The 17556-nt window shown below is 70.4% G+C and carries 13 protein-coding genes; 1 reads left to right on the plus strand and 12 read right to left on the minus strand.

Annotated elements, in window-relative coordinates:
* Nucleotides 1-4: 4 nt before the first annotated feature.
* From OG407_RS21055 to OG407_RS21095, 9 genes are all read right to left on the minus strand, one after another.
* On the minus strand, nt 5-2323 hold the full coding sequence (locus tag OG407_RS21055; RefSeq protein ID WP_405860184.1) for a xanthine dehydrogenase family protein molybdopterin-binding subunit: 2319 nt from the start codon (nt 2321-2323) through the stop codon (nt 5-7).
* Nucleotides 2320-3969, minus strand: a complete 1650-nt coding sequence (locus tag OG407_RS21060) for a 2Fe-2S iron-sulfur cluster-binding protein (RefSeq protein ID WP_405860186.1) — start codon at nt 3967-3969, stop codon at nt 2320-2322. The genes OG407_RS21055 and OG407_RS21060 overlap by 4 nt, the downstream gene beginning before the upstream one ends.
* The gene (locus tag OG407_RS21065) at nt 3966-4859 is read right to left on the minus strand and encodes a xanthine dehydrogenase family protein subunit M (protein WP_019056386.1); all 894 of its coding nucleotides are present in this window, start codon (nt 4857-4859) and stop codon (nt 3966-3968) included. Before OG407_RS21065 ends, OG407_RS21060 begins: the two co-directional genes overlap by 4 nt.
* 234 nt (nt 4860-5093) lie before the next feature.
* Nucleotides 5094-6749, minus strand: a complete 1656-nt coding sequence (locus OG407_RS21070) for a beta-N-acetylhexosaminidase (RefSeq protein WP_405860188.1) — start codon at nt 6747-6749, stop codon at nt 5094-5096.
* Nucleotide 6750: 1 nt separating this feature from the next.
* The gene (locus OG407_RS21075; protein WP_043679376.1) at nt 6751-7596 is read right to left on the minus strand and encodes a carbohydrate ABC transporter permease; all 846 of its coding nucleotides are present in this window, start codon (nt 7594-7596) and stop codon (nt 6751-6753) included.
* Nucleotides 7593-8549 (minus strand): carbohydrate ABC transporter permease, encoded by a 957-nt coding sequence (locus OG407_RS21080; protein ID WP_405860190.1) that lies wholly within the window; start codon nt 8547-8549, stop codon nt 7593-7595. Before OG407_RS21080 ends, OG407_RS21075 begins: the two co-directional genes overlap by 4 nt.
* Nucleotides 8550-8553: 4 nt before the next feature.
* Nucleotides 8554-9858, minus strand: coding sequence for an extracellular solute-binding protein (locus OG407_RS21085; protein ID WP_405860192.1), 1305 nt, complete (start codon nt 9856-9858; stop codon nt 8554-8556).
* Nucleotides 9859-10053: 195 nt separating this feature from the next.
* Complete coding sequence (locus OG407_RS21090; RefSeq protein ID WP_026178118.1) at nt 10054-10341, minus strand: DUF3039 domain-containing protein; 288 nt, start codon at nt 10339-10341, stop codon at nt 10054-10056.
* Between the two features lie 61 nt (nt 10342-10402).
* Nucleotides 10403-10975 (minus strand): YqgE/AlgH family protein, encoded by a 573-nt coding sequence (locus OG407_RS21095; RefSeq protein ID WP_318016633.1) that lies wholly within the window; start codon nt 10973-10975, stop codon nt 10403-10405.
* A 251-nt stretch (nt 10976-11226) separates the two neighbouring features.
* Between OG407_RS21095 and murA the strand changes: the two genes are divergently transcribed.
* Nucleotides 11227-12573, plus strand: coding sequence for a UDP-N-acetylglucosamine 1-carboxyvinyltransferase (murA, locus tag OG407_RS21100; RefSeq protein ID WP_033286008.1), 1347 nt, complete (start codon nt 11227-11229; stop codon nt 12571-12573).
* 98 nt (nt 12574-12671) lie between these two features.
* Here the strand turns inward: murA and OG407_RS21105 are convergent, their stop codons facing one another.
* The 3 genes from OG407_RS21105 to OG407_RS21115 all read right to left on the minus strand — a co-directional run bounded on the left by OG407_RS21105 (nt 12672) and on the right by OG407_RS21115 (nt 17447).
* A complete protein-coding gene (locus OG407_RS21105; RefSeq protein WP_019056394.1) occupies nt 12672-12953 on the minus strand; it encodes an HU family DNA-binding protein in 282 nt (93 codons plus the stop codon).
* 407 nt (nt 12954-13360) lie between these two features.
* Entirely contained in the window at nt 13361-14800 is a 1440-nt protein-coding gene (locus tag OG407_RS21110) for an NAD-dependent malic enzyme (protein WP_365308217.1), read from the minus strand.
* 334 nt (nt 14801-15134) lie between these two features.
* On the minus strand, nt 15135-17447 hold the full coding sequence (locus OG407_RS21115; RefSeq protein ID WP_405860195.1) for a HelD family protein: 2313 nt from the start codon (nt 17445-17447) through the stop codon (nt 15135-15137).
* Nucleotides 17448-17556: the final 109 nt, after the last annotated feature.

Genomic DNA, 17556 nt, shown 5'->3' on the forward strand with positions numbered 1-17556 from the left:
GCACCTACTGCCCGTAGGGACCGCTGTTCGTCACCACCGCCGCCTGCGGGCGGATCGGCAGTCGGTTCACCGGACGGCCCGTCGCCGCGCGCACCGCGGACGCGATCGCCGCCGGGGACGTGACCACCGGTACCGCGCTGACCGCCTTCGCCCCGAAGGGAGCGACCACGTCACGTTCCTCGACGAGTTTCACGATCCGGATGTCGGGGGCGTCCAGGGCGGTGGGCAGGGCGTACCCCGTGAGGTCGGGGTGGCGGATCAACCCGCGCGCGGTGCGCAGGTTCTCCGTCAGCGCGATGCCGACGCCCTGGGTGACGCCGCCCTCGATACGGGCGACCAGCTGGGTCGGGTTCAGGATGCGGCCGACGTCCTGGGCGAGGGCCAGCTCGACGACCCGGACCGAGCCCAACTCGATGTCCACGTCGACGACCGCGCGGATCGCGCAGAAGGCGAGCCCTACGAAGGCGTCGCCCTGGCCCGCCTCGTCCAGGGGCTCGGTCGGGTGCGGGCGGCACTGGGCGGTGGCCCAGAGTTCCTTGCCGTCCAGGGCCTCGGTGACGGTCGTCGAGAGGACGCCGTCGTAGGAGGTGATCTTGCCGTCGGTGATCTGGAGCAGCTCGGTCGACATCCCGAACTTGTGCGCCAGGGGCTGGAGAAGCTGGGTGCGGACCATTTTCGCGGCCCGTTCGACAGCGCCGCCTGATACCCAGGTATGACGTCCTCGGCAACCAGGGCCGGCGGGCGGCTGATCGGTGTCGACAGGAGCGACGTGCACCTCGTCGATGCCGAGGGTCTCCTGGACGATCTGCCGGGCCAGCGTGGTGAAGCCCTGGCCGGTCTCCACGGCCGCGCAGAGCACGGTCGCGATGCCGTCGTGGACCTTCACGGTGGCCGTGGAGACCTCGTCCGCGCCCTCGGCGCCGAGCATGTGCACCATGCCTAGGGCGTAGCCGACGCCCCGGCGCACCGCGCCCGGTTCGCCCGCGCCCTCGGGGCCGCCGGGCAGCAGCCACTCGTCCTCGGGGGTGTCCTTGGGGAGCTGCGGCAGCGGGAAGTCCCGTACGGCCTGGAGGAGTTCGGCGACCGGCGCCGGGCAGGTCACCGTCTGGCCGGTGGGGAGGACGTCCCCGGTGGCCATGGCGTTGCGAAGGCGCAGCTCGGCCGGGTCCATGGCGAGCTTCTTGGCGAGCTTGTCCATCTGCGCCTCGTAGGCGGCGCAGACCTGCATGGCGCCCTCGCCCCGGACGTGCCCCGAGGGCGGGTTGTTGGTGCGCACGGCCCAGCCCTCGATGAAGGCGTTCGGGACCACGTACGGGCCGCAGGCGAAGGAGACGGCGGCGGCCAGGGCCTCCGAGGAGGTGTCGGCGTAGGCGCCCGCGTCGAGCAGCACCTGGGCCTCGACCTTGACGAGCCGGCCGTCCTCGTCGGCGTGGTGGCGGTAGCGCAGGAGCGTGGGGTGGCGGTGGGTGTGGCCGAGGAAGGACTCCTCGCGCGTGGCGGTGAGTTTGACCGGGCAGCCGGTCTTCAACGCCAGCAGTCCGAGCGGGAGTTGGAAGCCCTGGTCCTCGCGGTCGGCGGTGGCCCCGGGGACGCCGGTGACGACGACCTTCACGCGGTCGGACTCCAGGCCGAAGCAGGCGGCGGCCGTGTCGCGGTCGTTGTGCGGGTCCGTGGAGGCGATGTACAGCTCGACGCCGCCGTCGGGACGGGGCACGGCGAGACCGGCCTCGGCGCCGATGGGGGCGGGGTCCTGGCGGCCGATGCGGTACAGGCCCTCCACGACGATGTCGGCGGTCGCGTCCGGGTCGCCGTGGCGCAGCGGGATGTGCCGGATCAGGTTGCCGTCGGGGTGCAGCGGTTCGGCCTCGAAGGCCTGCTCGGGGTCGGTCACCGGGTCGAGTACTTCGTACTCGACCATGATGGCCGCGGCGGCCATCCGCGCGGTGTCGGGGTGGTCGGCGGCGACCGCGGCGATGGGCTCCCCGTGGTGGCGCACGACCTCGGAGGCGAACACCGGGCGGTCGGCGGTGCCCCGGCCGTAGCGGTCCCGGCCCGGGACGTCCTCGTGGGTGATGACGGCCCGGACGCCGGGCATGTCCCGCGCGTGGGACGTGTCGACGGACACGATGCGCGCGTGCGGGTGCGGCGAGCGCAGGACGGCCGCCCAGAGCAGGCCCTCGGCCCACAGGTCGGCCGCGTACGGGAAGGTGCCCTCGGTCTTCGCGCGGGCGTCGGCGGCCGGGAGCGAGGCGCCCAGGCCGTGGCCCGGCAGCTCCGGGGCGGGCGCGGCCTCCGTGGTCGCGGTGGCGGCTTCGTTGCTCACGCCTGACCTCCGTCCTGGCCGTAGACCTGGTCCTGCGTACGCGGGGACTCGAACGCCGACTGGTGGACGCCACCGCCCCCGGGACCCGCCTGGTGGGGAATACGCGCCTCGTCGCCGTCCGACTCAGGTTCGGCGGCAGCGGCGTGCGCCTCGCGTTCGGCGACGACTTCCTGTACGGCGTCCAGGACACCCCGGTAGCCGGAGCAGCGGCACAGGTTGCCGCACAGGGCCTGGCGCGCCTCCAGTTCGGTGGGCGCGGGGTTGCCCTCCAGGAGGTCGTGCACGGTCATCGCCATGCCGGGCACGCAGAAACCGCACTGCACGGCACCGCACTTGGCGAGCGCCCGCTGCACGTCCGAGGGCTGACCCTCGACGGCGAGACCCTCGACCGTACGGACCTCGGAGCCGGCGGCGGTGACCGCGGGCACCAGGCAGGAGGCGACGAGCCGTCCGTCGACCTGGACGTTGCAGGCGCCGCACTCGCCCTGCGAGCAGCCGTCCTTGGCGCCCGCGAGGCCGAGGCGTTCGCGCAGCACGTAGAGCAGGGACTCGCCGATCCAGGCGTCGGTGACGGGCCGGTCGGCGCCGTTGACGCGCAACACGTAGGAGGCGAGCGGGTGTTCCTCGCCGGGGATCTTCGGGGCCGGTTCGGCGGCCTCGTCCGGCGCGTCGGGTTCGACGGCCGTCACGGGCGTCTCAGCGACCTCCGGTGCGTCGTCGGCACCCTCGGCCGCGTCGACCGCCGCGGACGCTCCAGCGGGCCCCTCAGCGCCCTCCGCGGACCCTTCGCCGTCGTCGCCCGCCCCACCGCTCCCATGAGCCGGCTGTGCGTCGTCCACGGCGAGTTCGGCGGCGGTGTCGTCGTGACGGTCGGCGCGCGCGTCGCCGTAGGGGTCGCCGGGTGCTTCGGACCGGGTGTGCGCGTACGGGTCGCCGGGTTCGCCGTACGGCTGCCGGGTCGCCTCGGCGGGCGGCCGGGTGGCGGCCCGTGCCGACACCTCGCCGGTGGTGTGCGTACCGGACCGGTCGGCCGGGTGCTCCAGGCCGCGTCCGTCGGTGTGCTCGCCGGGCCGCTCCACCACTCCGGTGTCCGACGCCTGCTGCGCCCAGTTCTGGCCCGCGCCGTCCGTCGCCCAGGGCGCGGGGGCGCCGCCGGGCAGGGTGGCCGGCGGGGTGCCGCCCCACTGCTCGACCAGGGCCGAGGTGGTGAACTCGCCCGATTCGTCCGGGAGATCACCGCCGGCGACGGGGATCGACCACTCCCCGGTCACGTCGCGACCGGGAGCGGCGCCCGCGTCCGGCGCGTTGGTGTCCTGGAAGGTCCACTGGCCGGTGGACCCGGGGCGGTACGAGAACTGGTCTCCCCCGGCCGTCCCCTGCTGCCCTGCGGCGTTCGGGTCGGGCCACTGGACGCCCTCGGCGGGAATCGCCCAGGAGCCGGTGCCCGAGGGGTCGGCGTCCGGGGCGGGGGTGGCCGTGATGGGCGGCGGCACATAGCCGTGCCCCGGGGCGGCCAGGAGGGCGTCGATGCCCCCTTCGGGGAGTTTCACGAAGGCCGTGGCGCCGTCGTCGTAGTCGCCCTGGGGCAGCGGGTCCCAGCGTCCGCCGCCCTGAGGGGCGCCCTCTCCGTGCTGGTCGTCGGTCACGACAGCGCCCTCCCGAGTGCTCGTCGGGCCAGTGCGGCGACGGTGCGCCGCAGGTGCAGTACCGCGGGCGGAAGCTGTTCCACGGAGCCGTCCTCGGCCGGTACCGGGTCGGGGATGCAGGCCGCGGCGACGTACTCCCCGAAGGCGCTCAGGGCCTCGGGGACGATCGTGCGGCTGTTGTCCCAGTCGATCAGCCGGGCCACCCACTGTTCGGCGTCCAGCGGTCTGAGCGGCATCGGCGCTATGGCTCCGACGGCGCACCTGACCCCGCGCCGGGCGGGGTCGAGGACGACCGCGACGGACGCGACCGAGCGCCCGGGGCCGGTCCTGCCGGTGGCCTTCAGGAAGACCTGCGGGGCGTGCAGCAGCGGCACGCGCACGAAGCCGATGAGTTCGCCGCCGCGCAGCATCTCCACGCCGGCCAAGAGGTGCGACACCGGGATCTCCCGGCGGGCTCCGTCCTGGCCCGCGATGATCAGCGTCGCCTCCAGGGCGGCCAGTACGGGCAGCGCGTCCCCGGTGGGCGCGGCCGAGGCGATGTTGCCGCCCAGGGTGCCCGCGTTGCGGATCTGCGGCGGGCCCGCGGCACGCGCGGAGGCGGCGAGCGCCGGGATGAGGGCGGCGAAGTCGGGGCGCCCCATCCGGGCATGCGTGAGCCCCGCGCCGAGCAGCGCGTGCCCGTCCTGGTACTGCCAGCCGCGGATCTCGCTGATCCGCCCGAGACCGACCAGCGCGCTGGGCCTCAGCTGGCCCGAGTTGACGGCCGCCATGAGGTCGGTGCCACCGGCCACCGGGACGGCCGTGGGCAGGGCCGTGAGCGCCGCCACGGCCTCGTCCAGCGTCGTGGGCAGCGTGACGGACTGCCCCGCCTGCGGTGCGTGCGTGGTCAAACCGGCTGCCCCTTCCCGCTGCCCCACCTGGTCCCACCTGTTGCTGCCGTACGGTACGTGCTGACAGGGCGGACGTGGCAACTCTGGCACATCTTCGCAAGACCCGAGCGCGGGGGTCCGCTAGGAGGCATTCGCCCGTCTCATCAGGGAGATGGTCCGTTTTCGCACGGCATCACCGGTACGCGCGGATTGCCACTCAACGGTGACTCGTGGGGCCTTTTTCCCTTACGGGTTCTACGCGTTCGGGGGCGGGCCGTCCTTGGGTCGGCCGAGCACTCCGGGGCGTCGCTGCCACGGCAGTGGTCCGGTGGGCGGACGGTAGGCGACCCCCAGGGCGTCGAGGCGCGGGTAGTGGGCGGCCATGCGGCGCTCGAAGTCGGCGAAGTCCCGTTCCGCGGGCGCCGGAAGAGCGCTCCAGGCGACCTCGGCGAAGGCCGCGAGCCGGGGGAACGTCTGGTAGTCCACGCGTGCGTGATCCTCCATCACCTCGGTCCACACGTTGGCCTGCGCACCCAGCACATGACGGGCCTCGGCCTCGCTGAGCTGCTCCGGAACCGGCTCGAAGCGGTAGACGTCCTCCAGGGTGCGCACATGGGCGATCGGCACGGGCTCGTCCTCGCCGGGGGCCTGCCGCCAGTCCAAGTACACGTGCTGTTCGGGGCACATGACGACGTCGTGCCCCGCGCGGGCGGCGGTGATCCCGCCCTCGTACCCACGCCAGGACGACACCACGGCCCCGTCCGCGAGCCCGCCCTCCAGGATCTCGTCCCACCCGACGAGCCTTCTCCCGCGCGCGGAGAGCCACTTGTCGAAGTGTCCGATGAACCACGACTGCAACTCGTCCTCGTCCGCGAGCCCGAGTTCCTCGATGCGCGCCTGCGCGGTCGGCGACTGCTTCCACTGGTCCTTGAGGCATTCGTCGCCGCCGACGTGAATGAACTCCGAGGGGAACAGCTCCAGGAGTTCCTCGAACACCCCCTCGTAGAAGCGCAGGGTGTTGTCAGTGGGGGCGAGTACGTTCGGGTTGATGCCCCAGGTGTCCCAGACGGAGAGGGAGTTGCCCCCCTTGATCGATGCAGTGATGACGTCGGTGTTGCCGAGTTCCGGATACGCGGCGATGGCGGCCTGCGAGTGTCCCGGTACGTCGATTTCGGGGACCACGGTGATATGCCGCTCGGCGGCGTAGGCGACGATCTCGCGGATGTCGTCCTGCGTGTAGTAGCCGCCGTGGGGCTTGTCGTCCCACAGCGGTGAGGCACGGTGGCCGAATTTCGTGCGCGCCCGCCAGGAGCCGATCTCGGTCAGCTTCGGGTACCGCTTGATCTGTACGCGCCAGCCCTGATCGTCCGTCAGGTGGAAGTGGAAGACGTTGAGTTTGTGCGCCGCCATCAGATCCAGGTAGCGCAGGACGCCTTCCTTGGGCATGAAGTGCCGGGCGACGTCGAGCATGAGGCCGCGCCAGGGGAAACGGGGCGCGTCGCGGATGCTGACCGCGGGTACTTCCCAGCGCCGCTTGGCGGTGACTGGGGCGCGGCGGAAGGCTTCGGGGCCGAGGAGTTGACGGAGGGTCTGGGCGGCGTAGAACAGCCCGGGTTCATCGGCCCCCCAGAGGTGGACCAGGTACCCGTCGACGATCAGGGTGTACGCCTCCGGGTCGTCGGACTCCCCCGGGCCGACGCGCAGCATGATGCGGTTTCCGCTGTCCCGGTGAGGTGGCAGGGGCAGTCCGGTCGCCGCGCCGACGGTGGCCCGCAGCCACTGCGCCACCCGCTCGGTGCCGGGGCCCGCGTCGATCTCGGTCCCCGCGTCGAGGACGTAGCCCACGCCCCCGCCGGGCAGTGCGTGCGCGACGCTGCTCGGCGCCGGAATCAGTTCCGTCTGTGAAGTCACGTCAGTCCTTAACCGCTCCGCCCAGCCCCGAGACCAGACGTCGCTGTACGAGTACGAAGAACACCAGCACCGGAATCGTCATCACCGTGGAGGCCGCCATGACCCCGCCCCAGTCAGGATCGTCCGGCTTGTAGAAGACAAGGAGGGCCATCGGCAGGGTCGACTGGGAAGTGTCGCTGATGATGAAGGACTTGGCGAAGAGGAAGTCGTTCCAGGCCGAGATGAAGGAAAACACGCTCGTGGCGACCAGCCCCGGGAAGACGAGCGGGAAAAGGATCTGCCACAGGAATCGCGTCCGGCTCGCCCCGTCGATGTACGCGGCCTCCTCCAGCGCGTCCGGTACGGCTTTCACGAACCCCCGCAGCATCCAGATCGCGAACGGCAGCGAGAACGCGATCTGGGGCAGGATCAGCGACCCCAGCGTGTTCAGCAGCCCGAGCCCCCGCATGGTGAAGAACAGGGGGATCGTCAGCGCTTCCACGGGCACCATCTGGGCCACCAGGAACATGATCAGGAGGGTGGTCCGGAAGCGGAACCGGAATCGCGTCACCGCCGTCGCGGCGAGAAAGGCGATCAGCGCCGAGACGATGACCACCGAGCCCGCCACGACAAGGCTGTTGACGAAGTAACGGCCGAATTCCTGCTGCCCGAACACCCGCCGGAACGAGTCCAGAGAGGGCGCGAGCGTCCACGGCCGGGGCTCGCTCGACTCGATCTCCCCGGCCGGTTTGAAGGCGCTGAGCACCATCCAATAGAGGGGGAAGGCAACGACGACCGCGATCAGCAGCGCCGAGGCCTCGGCGGCGAGCCGCCAGGGCCGTCGTACCAGACCGCGAAGCAGACTCACAGCTCCTCCCCCTGCCTGCGCAGCAGGCGCAGATAGACCAGCGTGACGGCGAGCAGCATCAGCAGCATGAGGACCCCGATCGCCGAGCCGAGGCTGTACTTCGAGGACGCGAACGCCTGTTGGTAGGCGTACACGTTCAGTACGAGGTTCTGGCCCGCGATGCCGCCGCCGTTGGTCATGACGTAGATCTGGGTGAAGACCTTGAAGTCCCAGATGACGGACTGAATGGTGACGACGGTCAGAATCGGCCGCAGCATCGGCGTGAGGACGGACCGCCAGATCCGCCACTGCGAGGCCCCGTCCAGCGCGGCGGCCTCCAGCACCTCGGAGGGCACGGCGCGGATCCCGGCGTAGACCGTCACCATCACGAACGGGAAGGAGCACCACACCACTTCGAGCAGGACGAGGAAGAACGCGCTGAACCGTCCGTACGTCCAGGAGTGGTCCCCGAGGCCGAGGATCCGGTTCACCGGCCCGAAGTCCGGGTCGAAGAGCAGCAGCCAGACCGTCGAACCCGTCACCGCCGGTGTCGCCCACGCCCCCAACGCGGCCAGCATCAGCACGAGTCGGGGCACGGCCCGCACCCGCGTGAGCAACACCGCGAGCGCACACCCGACGGCGAGCGTCGAGACCACGCAGGCCCCCGCGAACAACACGGTCGACAACAGCACCTGCCAGAACTGACTGTCCGAGAACAACTCCGAGTAGTTCCCGAACCCCTTGAAGGTCGTCGGTTCCCCACCACTGACCTGGGCCTGCGTGTACTGGAAGAACGAGATCAGCCCGAGCTGGTAAATCGGGTAGACCAGCAACCCACCAAGGACGACCAGAGCGGGGGCGAGATACAACCAAGGCACACCCCAACCCCCTTGGGGGCGCGGGGAACTGCGCGATCGGCCACGGCGAACCCGCACTCGCGAACGGTCCGCAGTCAACGAGCTATTAGGCGCCATCCGCTCAACCCGCGGAGCTGAACGCGGAGTTCATCTTCTTCGCCGCATCCCCCGAAGCCGCAGCCACACTCTTCTTCCCGCTGATGACCTCCTGCAGCATCGTCGGCAGCACCAGCGAGGAGTCGATCTCGGACCAACCCGGCGACGCGGGAACGAACTTCGTGCCGGCGGCCAGGGTCTGCACGAACGGCTTCTCGAACGGCACCTTCGCCGCAGCCGCGTCCCGGACGTCGGTGAACGTCGGCAGGAACCCCATCGCGTCGAACATGGACGCCTGGGTCGTCTTCGAGGTGAGCTGCTCCATCAGGTCCACCGCGAGCGTGCGGTGCGAAGTGCTCTTCAGGACACCGATGTTGTTACCTCCGGCGAACGCGGGAGCGACAGACCCGGACGCGACTCCGGGCAACGGCACGACCGCGTACTTGCCCTTGACCTTGCCCGCCTCGACAGCCGTGTGGCTGAAGTCGCCCCCGATCGCCATGCCCGCCTTGCCGGCCGCGAACGCGGTGATCGTGTCGTTGCCGCCCATCACCGCGCACTTGGCGGCGGGACAGTTGTCGCTGGTGAACAGCGAGGTGTAGGCCTTGATGCCCTTCTGGGCGGCGGCACTGTCGATCGCGGAGGTGTACGAACCCCCCGAACCCCCCTTGGCCGTGGCGAGTTCGCCGCCGTTGGCCCAGACGAAGGGCATCGCGCCGTACGTGTAGGCGCCGCCGACGACAAGGCCGTAGAGGTCGGACTTCGCCTTGTGGATCTTCCGGGCGGTGGTGGCCAACTCGGCCATGGTCTTGGGGGGTTGGAGGCCCAGGTCCTTGAAGACGTCGGTGCGGTAGTAAAGGGCGCGGACGCCGACGTAGAACGGGGAGCCGTACAGCTTGCCGTCGACCGTGACGGACTGCTTCGCGGTCGGGTCGGTGTCCTTGGCCTCGCTCCACGCGCCGAAGTCCTTGGTGACGTCGAGGAGTCCGCCGTCCTTCACATAGCCGGCCGTGTCGGTGTTGCCGTACTCCATGACGTCGGGCGCGGACTTCGGGTCGTTGAAGGCGGCCTTGACGCGCTGGGCGCGGGTGTCGATCGGGATGTACTCGACGTCGACCTCGGTGTCCTTGTGCGCCTTCTCGAAGGCGGCGACCACGGAGTCGACGACCTTCGCCTTCGGATCGTTGCCGACCTCCTGGAAGAGCCACACCCGCAGGGTGCCGCTCTGGTCGTCCTTGTCGGAGGACGAGTTGTCGGAGGTCTGGGGCGCGCAGCCGGCGACGACAGCGGCGGCCGCCACGAGTACGGCGAATCGGGGGGCGAGCTTCATGGAGCGTTCCTCCGGGAATCCGGGCGTGCGTTGCAACATATGCAATGGGCGTTTCGCTCTGCACAACACCACGGAGATTAAGGAGTAGATGAACGCGGCCACAAGAGGTCTCAACCACTTCGTGACACGCAAAAGGCCCTCAGAGCACACCGAAGTGCGCCCTGAGGGCCTTGAGAAGTCAGACCGGCCGAACGGCTACTTGTCGCCGCCCTTGCCCTTGTCGCCGTCCCCGCCCGAGCCCATGGACTCGTAGATCTCCTTGCACATGGGACACACCGGGTACTTCTTCGGGTCGCGCCCCGGTACCCAGACCTTGCCGCACAACGCCACCACGGGAGTGCCGTCGAGGGCGCTCGCCATGATCTTGTCCTTCTGGACGTAATGGGCGAAGCGCTCATGGTCCCCGTCGCCGTGCGACACCTGGGGCGTCGGCTCTACGAGGGTCCCCGTACCAGTCCCGCGCTCGGGCTCAAGAGTGCTCATAGTGCCAAGGGTACTGAAGCTCACGGGCATCAGTTCCGCGAAGGGTCGTTCAGTTCGGGGATCAGTTCAGGGACGGGTCGTCCGGATACGTCGCCACCATCGCCAGCTCGCTGCGCTGGCGGCGCAGCACCTCGCGCCAGAGTCTCTCCGGGGACGGCGAGGACACGTCACCGGGCTCCGACTCGACGACGTACCAGGCGCCCTCCACCAGTTCGTTCTCCAGCTGCCCCGGCCCCCAGCCGGCGTACCCGGCGAAGATCCGCAGCGAGCCGAGCGCCGAGGCGAGCAGCTCCGGCGGCGCCTCCAGGTCGACGAGTCCGATCGCGCCGTGCACGCGCCGCCAGCCGAGCGGGGTGCTCTCGCCGGTCGCGCCGCCCGGGATGACGGCGACGCCGAGGGCCGAGTCCAGCTGGACCGGGCCGCCCTGGAAGACGACTCCCGGCTCGCCGGCGAGATCCGCCCAGCCCTCCAGGATGTCGCCGACGTCCACCGGGGTCGGGCGGTTGAGGACGACACCGAGGGAGCCCTCCTCGTCGTGGTCGAGAAGGAGCACCACCGCGCGGTCGAAGTTCGGGTCCGCCAGGGCGGGTGTTGCCACGAGCAACCGCCCTGTGAGCGAGGACACCTCGGTCATGCCTGACATGATCCCGCATCTTCCCCGTGATGGGGGAGGCAATGCGGGTACCAGAGTGCATGCAGCTCAGGGCGCACCGAAGCGTCCGAAGCGCACACCCCCGCCCCGTGACCCCATGTGCCCGATTGAGAACGGTTCGTGTTGTGACACAGCTATGACGTGGCTGGGTGCTCCTTGGGCTTACAGGAGGGGGGTGGGCGGCGATTACTCTGTCCCTTCGGCCCTGCCCAACTCCACGGAACGCGAGATTCATGACCGTCAACGGCTCAGACGACGTACTGCTTGTCCACGGCGGAACCCCGCTGGAGGGCGAGATCCGTGTCCGCGGTGCGAAGAACCTCGTACCCAAGGCCATGGTCGCCGCCCTGCTGGGCAGTGAGCCAAGTCGACTGCGCAACGTTCCGGACATCCGTGACGTTCGTGTCGTACGCGGACTCCTGCAACTGCACGGGGTGACGGTCCGTCCGGGTGAGGAGCCGGGCGAGCTGGTGCTCGATCCGTCGCACGTGGAGAGCGCCAACGTCGCCGACATCGATGCCCACGCGGGCTCGTCGCGCATCCCGATCCTGTTCTGCGGTCCGCTGCTGCACCGGCTCGGGCACGCGTTCATCCCGGGGCTGGGCGGCTGCGACATCGGCGGCCGGCCGATCGACTTCCACTTCGAGGTGCTGAGGCAGTTCGGCGCGAAGATCGAGAAGCGGGCGGACGGCCAGTACCTGGAGGCCCCGCAGCGGCTGCGCGGCACGAAGATCCAGCTGCCGTACCCGTCCGTCGGCGCGACCGAACAGGTGCTGCTGACGGCGGTGTTGGCGGAGGGCGTCACCGAACTCGCCAACGCGGCCGTGGAACCGGAGATCGAGGACCTCATCTGCGTACTGCAGAAGATGGGCGCGATCATCGCCATGGACACCGACCGCACGATCCGCATCACCGGTGTGGACTCGCTCGGCGGCTACACCCACGCGGCCCTCCCGGACCGCCTGGAGGCCGCGTCCTGGGCGTCGGCGGCGCTGGCGACCGAGGGCAACATCTACGTCAAGGGCGCGCAGCAGCGCTCGATGATGACGTTCCTCAACACCTACCGGAAGGTGGGCGGTGCCTTCGCGATCGACGACGAGGGCATCCGCTTCTGGCACCCCGGCGGCCAGTTGAAGTCCATCGCGCTCGAAACGGACGTGCACCCCGGCTTCCAGACGGACTGGCAGCAGCCGCTGGTCGTCGCCCTCACGCAGGCGACGGGCCTGTCCATCGTGCACGAGACGGTCTACGAGTCCCGGCTGGGCTTCACCTCCGCGCTCAACCAGATGGGCGCGCACATCCAGCTCTACCGCGAGTGCCTGGGCGGCTCGCACTGCCGCTTCGGCCAGCGCAACTTCCTGCACTCGGCGGTCGTCTCGGGCCCGACCCGCCTCCAGGGCGCCGACCTGGTCATCCCCGACCTCCGCGGCGGCTTCTCGTACCTCATCGCGGCGCTGGCGGCCCAGGGCACGTCCCGCGTCCACGGCATCGACCTCATCAACCGCGGCTACGAGAACTTCATGGAGAAGCTCGTGGAGCTGGGCGCGAAGGTGGAGTTGCCGGGCAAGGCGCTCGGCTAGGAGCCGGTTGTACGACGATGGGGCGGCCACCCTGACCGGGTGGCCGCCCCATTCGCGTTACTGAGCCTCGTACGCAATCCCGTCGCGTACGCGAAGGACTACTTGCCCTTGGCGGCTTCCTTGAGCTTCGAGCCCGCGGACACCTTGACGCTGTAACCGGCGGGGATGTTGATCGGGTCGCCGGTCTGCGGGTTGCGCGCGGTGCGAGCGGCACGGTGGGTGCGCTCGAAGGTCAGGAAGCCGGGGATGGTGACCTTCTCGTCGCCCTTGGAGACGATCTCACCGACGGTCTCGGCGAACGCGGCCAGAACGGCGTCGGCGTCCTTGCGAGTCACCTCGGCACGGTCGGCCAGCGCGGCCACCAGCTCACTGCGGTTCATGTTGTTACTCCCGTGTTCTTCTTGCCGTTTGAGGCGTGCCACGCGGCGGAGCCGCATATCGGGCACGGTGAAGCCGATGCTGCCAGGGTCCTCGGTGAGTCCCCGGACCCGGGTCCGTCGTCCAGACCCTCGCGCCCGAAGACGCATCCTGCCCCTACCTGCGGCGGGAAAGCCAATCCGGCACCCGTAGGAGTCGCGAGAACACCCGTGGGAGTCACACGGAGAGCGCCACGCCCTCTGCGTGATGACGCTCCGTCGGCTCCCGGCAGCGAGGGCCGGGCCTGGAAGGCCCGAAACCTGGCCGCCACGATAAACGGCCGCCGAAGGCCCCGGGTTCCGCGACGCGCCGGTGGGTGAGCGGCCGTGGCGATCCTCACAACCGCCGCACACCCGCCGTTCGAGGGGTTCTACGACGCGGAGGTCGCCGTCGAGGCCGCCGCCGCTCCCGCCGCCTTCGCCGCGTCACGCACCGCGCCCGCGACCGCGCCGGCCACCTTGTCGTTGAAGACGCTGGGGATGATGTAGTTCGCGTTCAGCTCGTCCTCGGTCACCACGTTCGCGAGTGCGGTCGCCGCGGCGAGCATCATCTCGGTGTTGACGGTGCGGGACTGCGCGTCCAGCAGACCGCGGAAGACACCCGGGAAGACCAGCACGTTGTTGATCTGGTTCGGGAAGTCCGAGCGGCCCGTGGCCACAACCGCCGCCGTCTGGCGGGCGATCGTCGGGTCGACCTCGGGGTCGGGGTTCGCGAGCGCGAACACGATCGCGCCCTCGGCCATCGCGGCCACGTCGTCGCCGTCGAGGACGTTCGGGGCGGAGACACCGACGAAGACGTCGGCGCCGCGCACGGCCTCCTTCAGGGTGCCCGTGAGGCCCTCGACGTTGGTGTTGTCGGCGATCCAGCGCAGCGGCGAGTCGGGCTTGGCGTCGACCAGGTCCTCGCGGTCTGCGTGCACGACCCCGTGGATGTCGGCGACGACCGCGTTCTTGACGCCGGCGGCGAGCAGCAGCTTGAGGATGGCCGTACCGGCCGCGCCCGCGCCGGACATGACGACCCGGATGTCACCGATGCCCTTGCCGGCGACCCGCAGCGCGTTCGTCAGCGCGGCGAGGACGACGATCGCGGTGCCGTGCTGGTCGTCGTGGAAGACGGGGATGTCGAGGGCCTCGCGCAGCCGGGCCTCGATCTCGAAGCAGCGCGGCGCGGAGATGTCCTCCAGGTTGATGCCGGCGAAGCCCGGGGCGATCGCCTTGACGATCGCGACGATCTCGTCGGTGTCCTGGGTGTCCAGGCACAGCGGCCAGGCGTCGATGCCGGCGAACCGCTTGAACAGGGCCGCCTTGCCCTCCATGACCGGCAGCGCGGCCATCGGGCCGATGTTGCCGAGGCCGAGCACGGCCGAGCCGTCGGTGACGACCGCGACGGAATTGCGCTTGATGGTGAGGCGGCGCGCGTCCTCGGGGTTCTCCGCGATCGCCATGCACACGCGGGCGACACCCGGGGTGTAGATCATGGAGAGGTCGTCACGGTTGCGGATCGGGTGCTTGGACTGCATCTCGATCTTGCCGCCGAGGTGCATGAGGAACGTACGGTCCGAGACCTTGCCCAGGGTGACGCCCTCGATGCCGCGCAGCTGCTGGACGATCTCGTCGGCGTGGGCCGTCGAGGACGCCGCGATGGTGACGTCGATGCGGAGCTTCTCGTGGCCGGAGGCGGTCACGTCGAGGCCGGTCACCGAGCCTCCGTGGGACTCCACGGCCGTGGTGATCTGGGATACCGCCGTTCCGCTGGCGGGCACCTCCAGACGGACCGTGATCGAGTAGGAGACGCTGGGCGCCGTAGCCATGGCCGACTTCCTCTGCTTTCACCGTTGAGCTGAGTACGCGCTCCGATGGTCGCACCTACTACCGGGTAGGCGTTAGCCGCCCCCGATTGCGAACGTTTTGTTCGCGAGAAAAAGAGGCCCCCGTCACTTTTCCCGTGACGGGGACCTCTCTGACAAGCAATGACACCGACCCGCCATGCTCGCCTCGCGGCAAGTGGTCGCTCTGAGCGACGAAGGTTGGGCCCGGGGGCTTGGATCGGGCCGGTGTCACATACCAGGCTAACAAACAGATCCCGTAAGACCATTCCCATCCCGAGAGTTCATATAAAGCACCCCTCGATCGGACCCGGTCCGCTCAGTCCCTCAGCAGATCCGGCACCCCGTTCGCGTCCGGTTCGTCCCGCTCGGCCGAGACGACCGTGAGCTGCTGGGTCGCGCGGGTGAGGGCGACGTAGAGGACCCTGAGGCCGGCGGGCGACTCGTCGGCGATCTCCGCCGGCGAGACGACGACGGTCGCGTCGTATTCGAGTCCCTTGGCCTCCAGGCTGCCGAGGGCCACGACCCGGTCCCCGAGGCCGGTGAGCCAACGGCGGGCCTCCTCGCGGCGGTTCATGGCGACGACCACGCCGACCGTGCCGTCGACCCGGTCGAGCAGGCTGGCGGCCTCCGCGCGGACCGACTCCGACAACGAGTTCCGTACGACGGCGAAGTGGGGCTTCACTCCCGTCGAGCGGACCGCGGACGGGGACTCGGAGCCGGGCATCGCCAGGGCCAGGACCTTCGCCGCCAGCTCCGCGATCTCGGCGGGGTTGCGGTAGTTGACCGTGAGGGTGAAGCGGCGGCGGGGGCGGGAGCCGAGGGCCTCGTCGCGGGCCTCGGCGGCCTCGTCGGGGTCGGACCAGGAGGACTGGGCCGGGTCCCCTACGACCGTCCAGGTGGCGTGCCGGCCGCGGCGGCCGACCATGCGCCACTGCATCGGGGTGAGGTCCTGGGCCTCGTCGACGATGACGTGCGCGTACTCGACGCGCTCCTGGGCGAGCCGCTCGGCCCGTTCGCGCTGCGACTCCTCGCGCGTCGGCATCAGCTCTTCGAGGCCGGTGAGCTGGTCCAGCGGGTCCAGGTCGCGCCGCTTGCGGGGGCGGGCCGGGGTGCCGAGGATCGCCTGGAGTTCGTCGAGGATGGCCACGTCGTGGACCGAGAGGCCGTCCCGCTTCAGCGCGCGGGCGACCCTGCGGACCTCGCCGGGGTTGAGGATGCGCCGGGCCCAGCGGCCGAGCTTGCGCTCGTCGGACATCGACGCCAGGACGGAGCGCGGGGTGAGTTCGGGCCACCAGGCGTCGAGGAACGCGATGAAGTCGTCCTCGCTCGCGATGTCCTCGTCGAAGGACGAGCGCAGTTCCGCGGCGAGTTCGGGGTCCGTGTGCCGGCCCGCCGAACCGGAGCGCTCCCACAGGGCGTCCAGGAGCAGCTTGCGGGCGCGCGGCCGCAGCATGTTGACCGGGGCCGTACCGCTGAGCGCGCTCTGCCGGACGCGCTCCAGGTCGGCGGCCTCCAGTTCGAGGCGGCGCCCGAAGGCGACGACCCGCAGCCGGTTCGGCGAATCGCTCAGCTCCAGGGCCCCGCGCGCGGCCTTCCGTAGCACCCCGAGCATCCGGTACGACCCCTTCGCGCGGGCCACGGCCGGGGAGTCGTACAGGGTGGCCTCGGCGCCGTCGACGAGCGAACCGATCGCCCGGATGGCGACCTGGCCCTCCTCGCCGAGCGACGGCAGGACGCCCTCGGTGTACGCCACGAGCAGCGGGGTGGGCGAGACGATGAGGATGCCGCCCGCGTACCGGCGCCTGTCCTGGTAGAGCAGGTAGGCGGCGCGGTGCAGCGCGACGGCGGTCTTCCCCGTCCCCGGGCCGCCCTCGACGTACGTCACCGAGGCGGCGGGGGCGCGGATCACCAGGTCCTGCTCGGCCTGGATCGACGCCACGATGTCGCGCATGGTGTGGCTGCGGGCCTGGCCGAGCGCGGCCATGAGGGCGCCGTCGCCGATGACGGCCAGCTGCTCGCCGTCGAGGAAGGCGGTCAGCTGGGGCCGCATCAGGTCGTCCTCGACCCCGAGCACCCGCCGTCCCTTGGACCGGATGACGCGCCTGCGCACGACCCGCCCCGGATCGACCGGCGTCGACCGGTAGAAGGGCGCGGCGGCGGGCGCCCGCCAGTCGATGACGAGGGGCGCGTACTCGGAGTCGAGGACTCCGATACGGCCGATGTGCAGCGTCTCGGCGATATCCGCGGTGCTGTCCTCCCGGACGGCGCCTTCGGCCGGCTCCACGGCGGTGTAGGCGCCGTCGGGCCCCTTCTTGCCGTCTTCTCCGAGCAGGAGGTCGATCCTGCCGAAGAGGAAGTCCTCGAACTCGTTGTTGAGCCGGTTGAGGTGGATACCGGCGCGGAACACCTGCGCGTCCCGTTCGGCGAGCGCGCCGGGCGTGCCGACCTGGCCGCGCTTGGCCGCGTCGTTCATGAGGAACTCGGCCTCGTGGATCTTCTCTTCGAGCCGCCGGTACACCCGGTCCAGGTGTGCCTGTTCGACGCTGATCTCCCGGTCCCGTAGTGAATCCTGGGCGGATTTGTCGGACACCGTGTCGAGCGCGGTCTCCTGTTGAGCCTGTGCGGCCACCGGGCCCCCTTCTGACGTGCTGGGCAGCCGTCAACCGTACGCGAAAAAAGGCCTCGGTAGTGAGGGGCCTGCCCGGTGGATCTTGACAAAGACGCGGGGCCCGGCACGC

It is taken from the genome of Streptomyces sp. NBC_01515, from assembly GCF_045040345.1.
Lineage (GTDB): Bacteria > Actinomycetota > Actinomycetes > Streptomycetales > Streptomycetaceae > Streptomyces.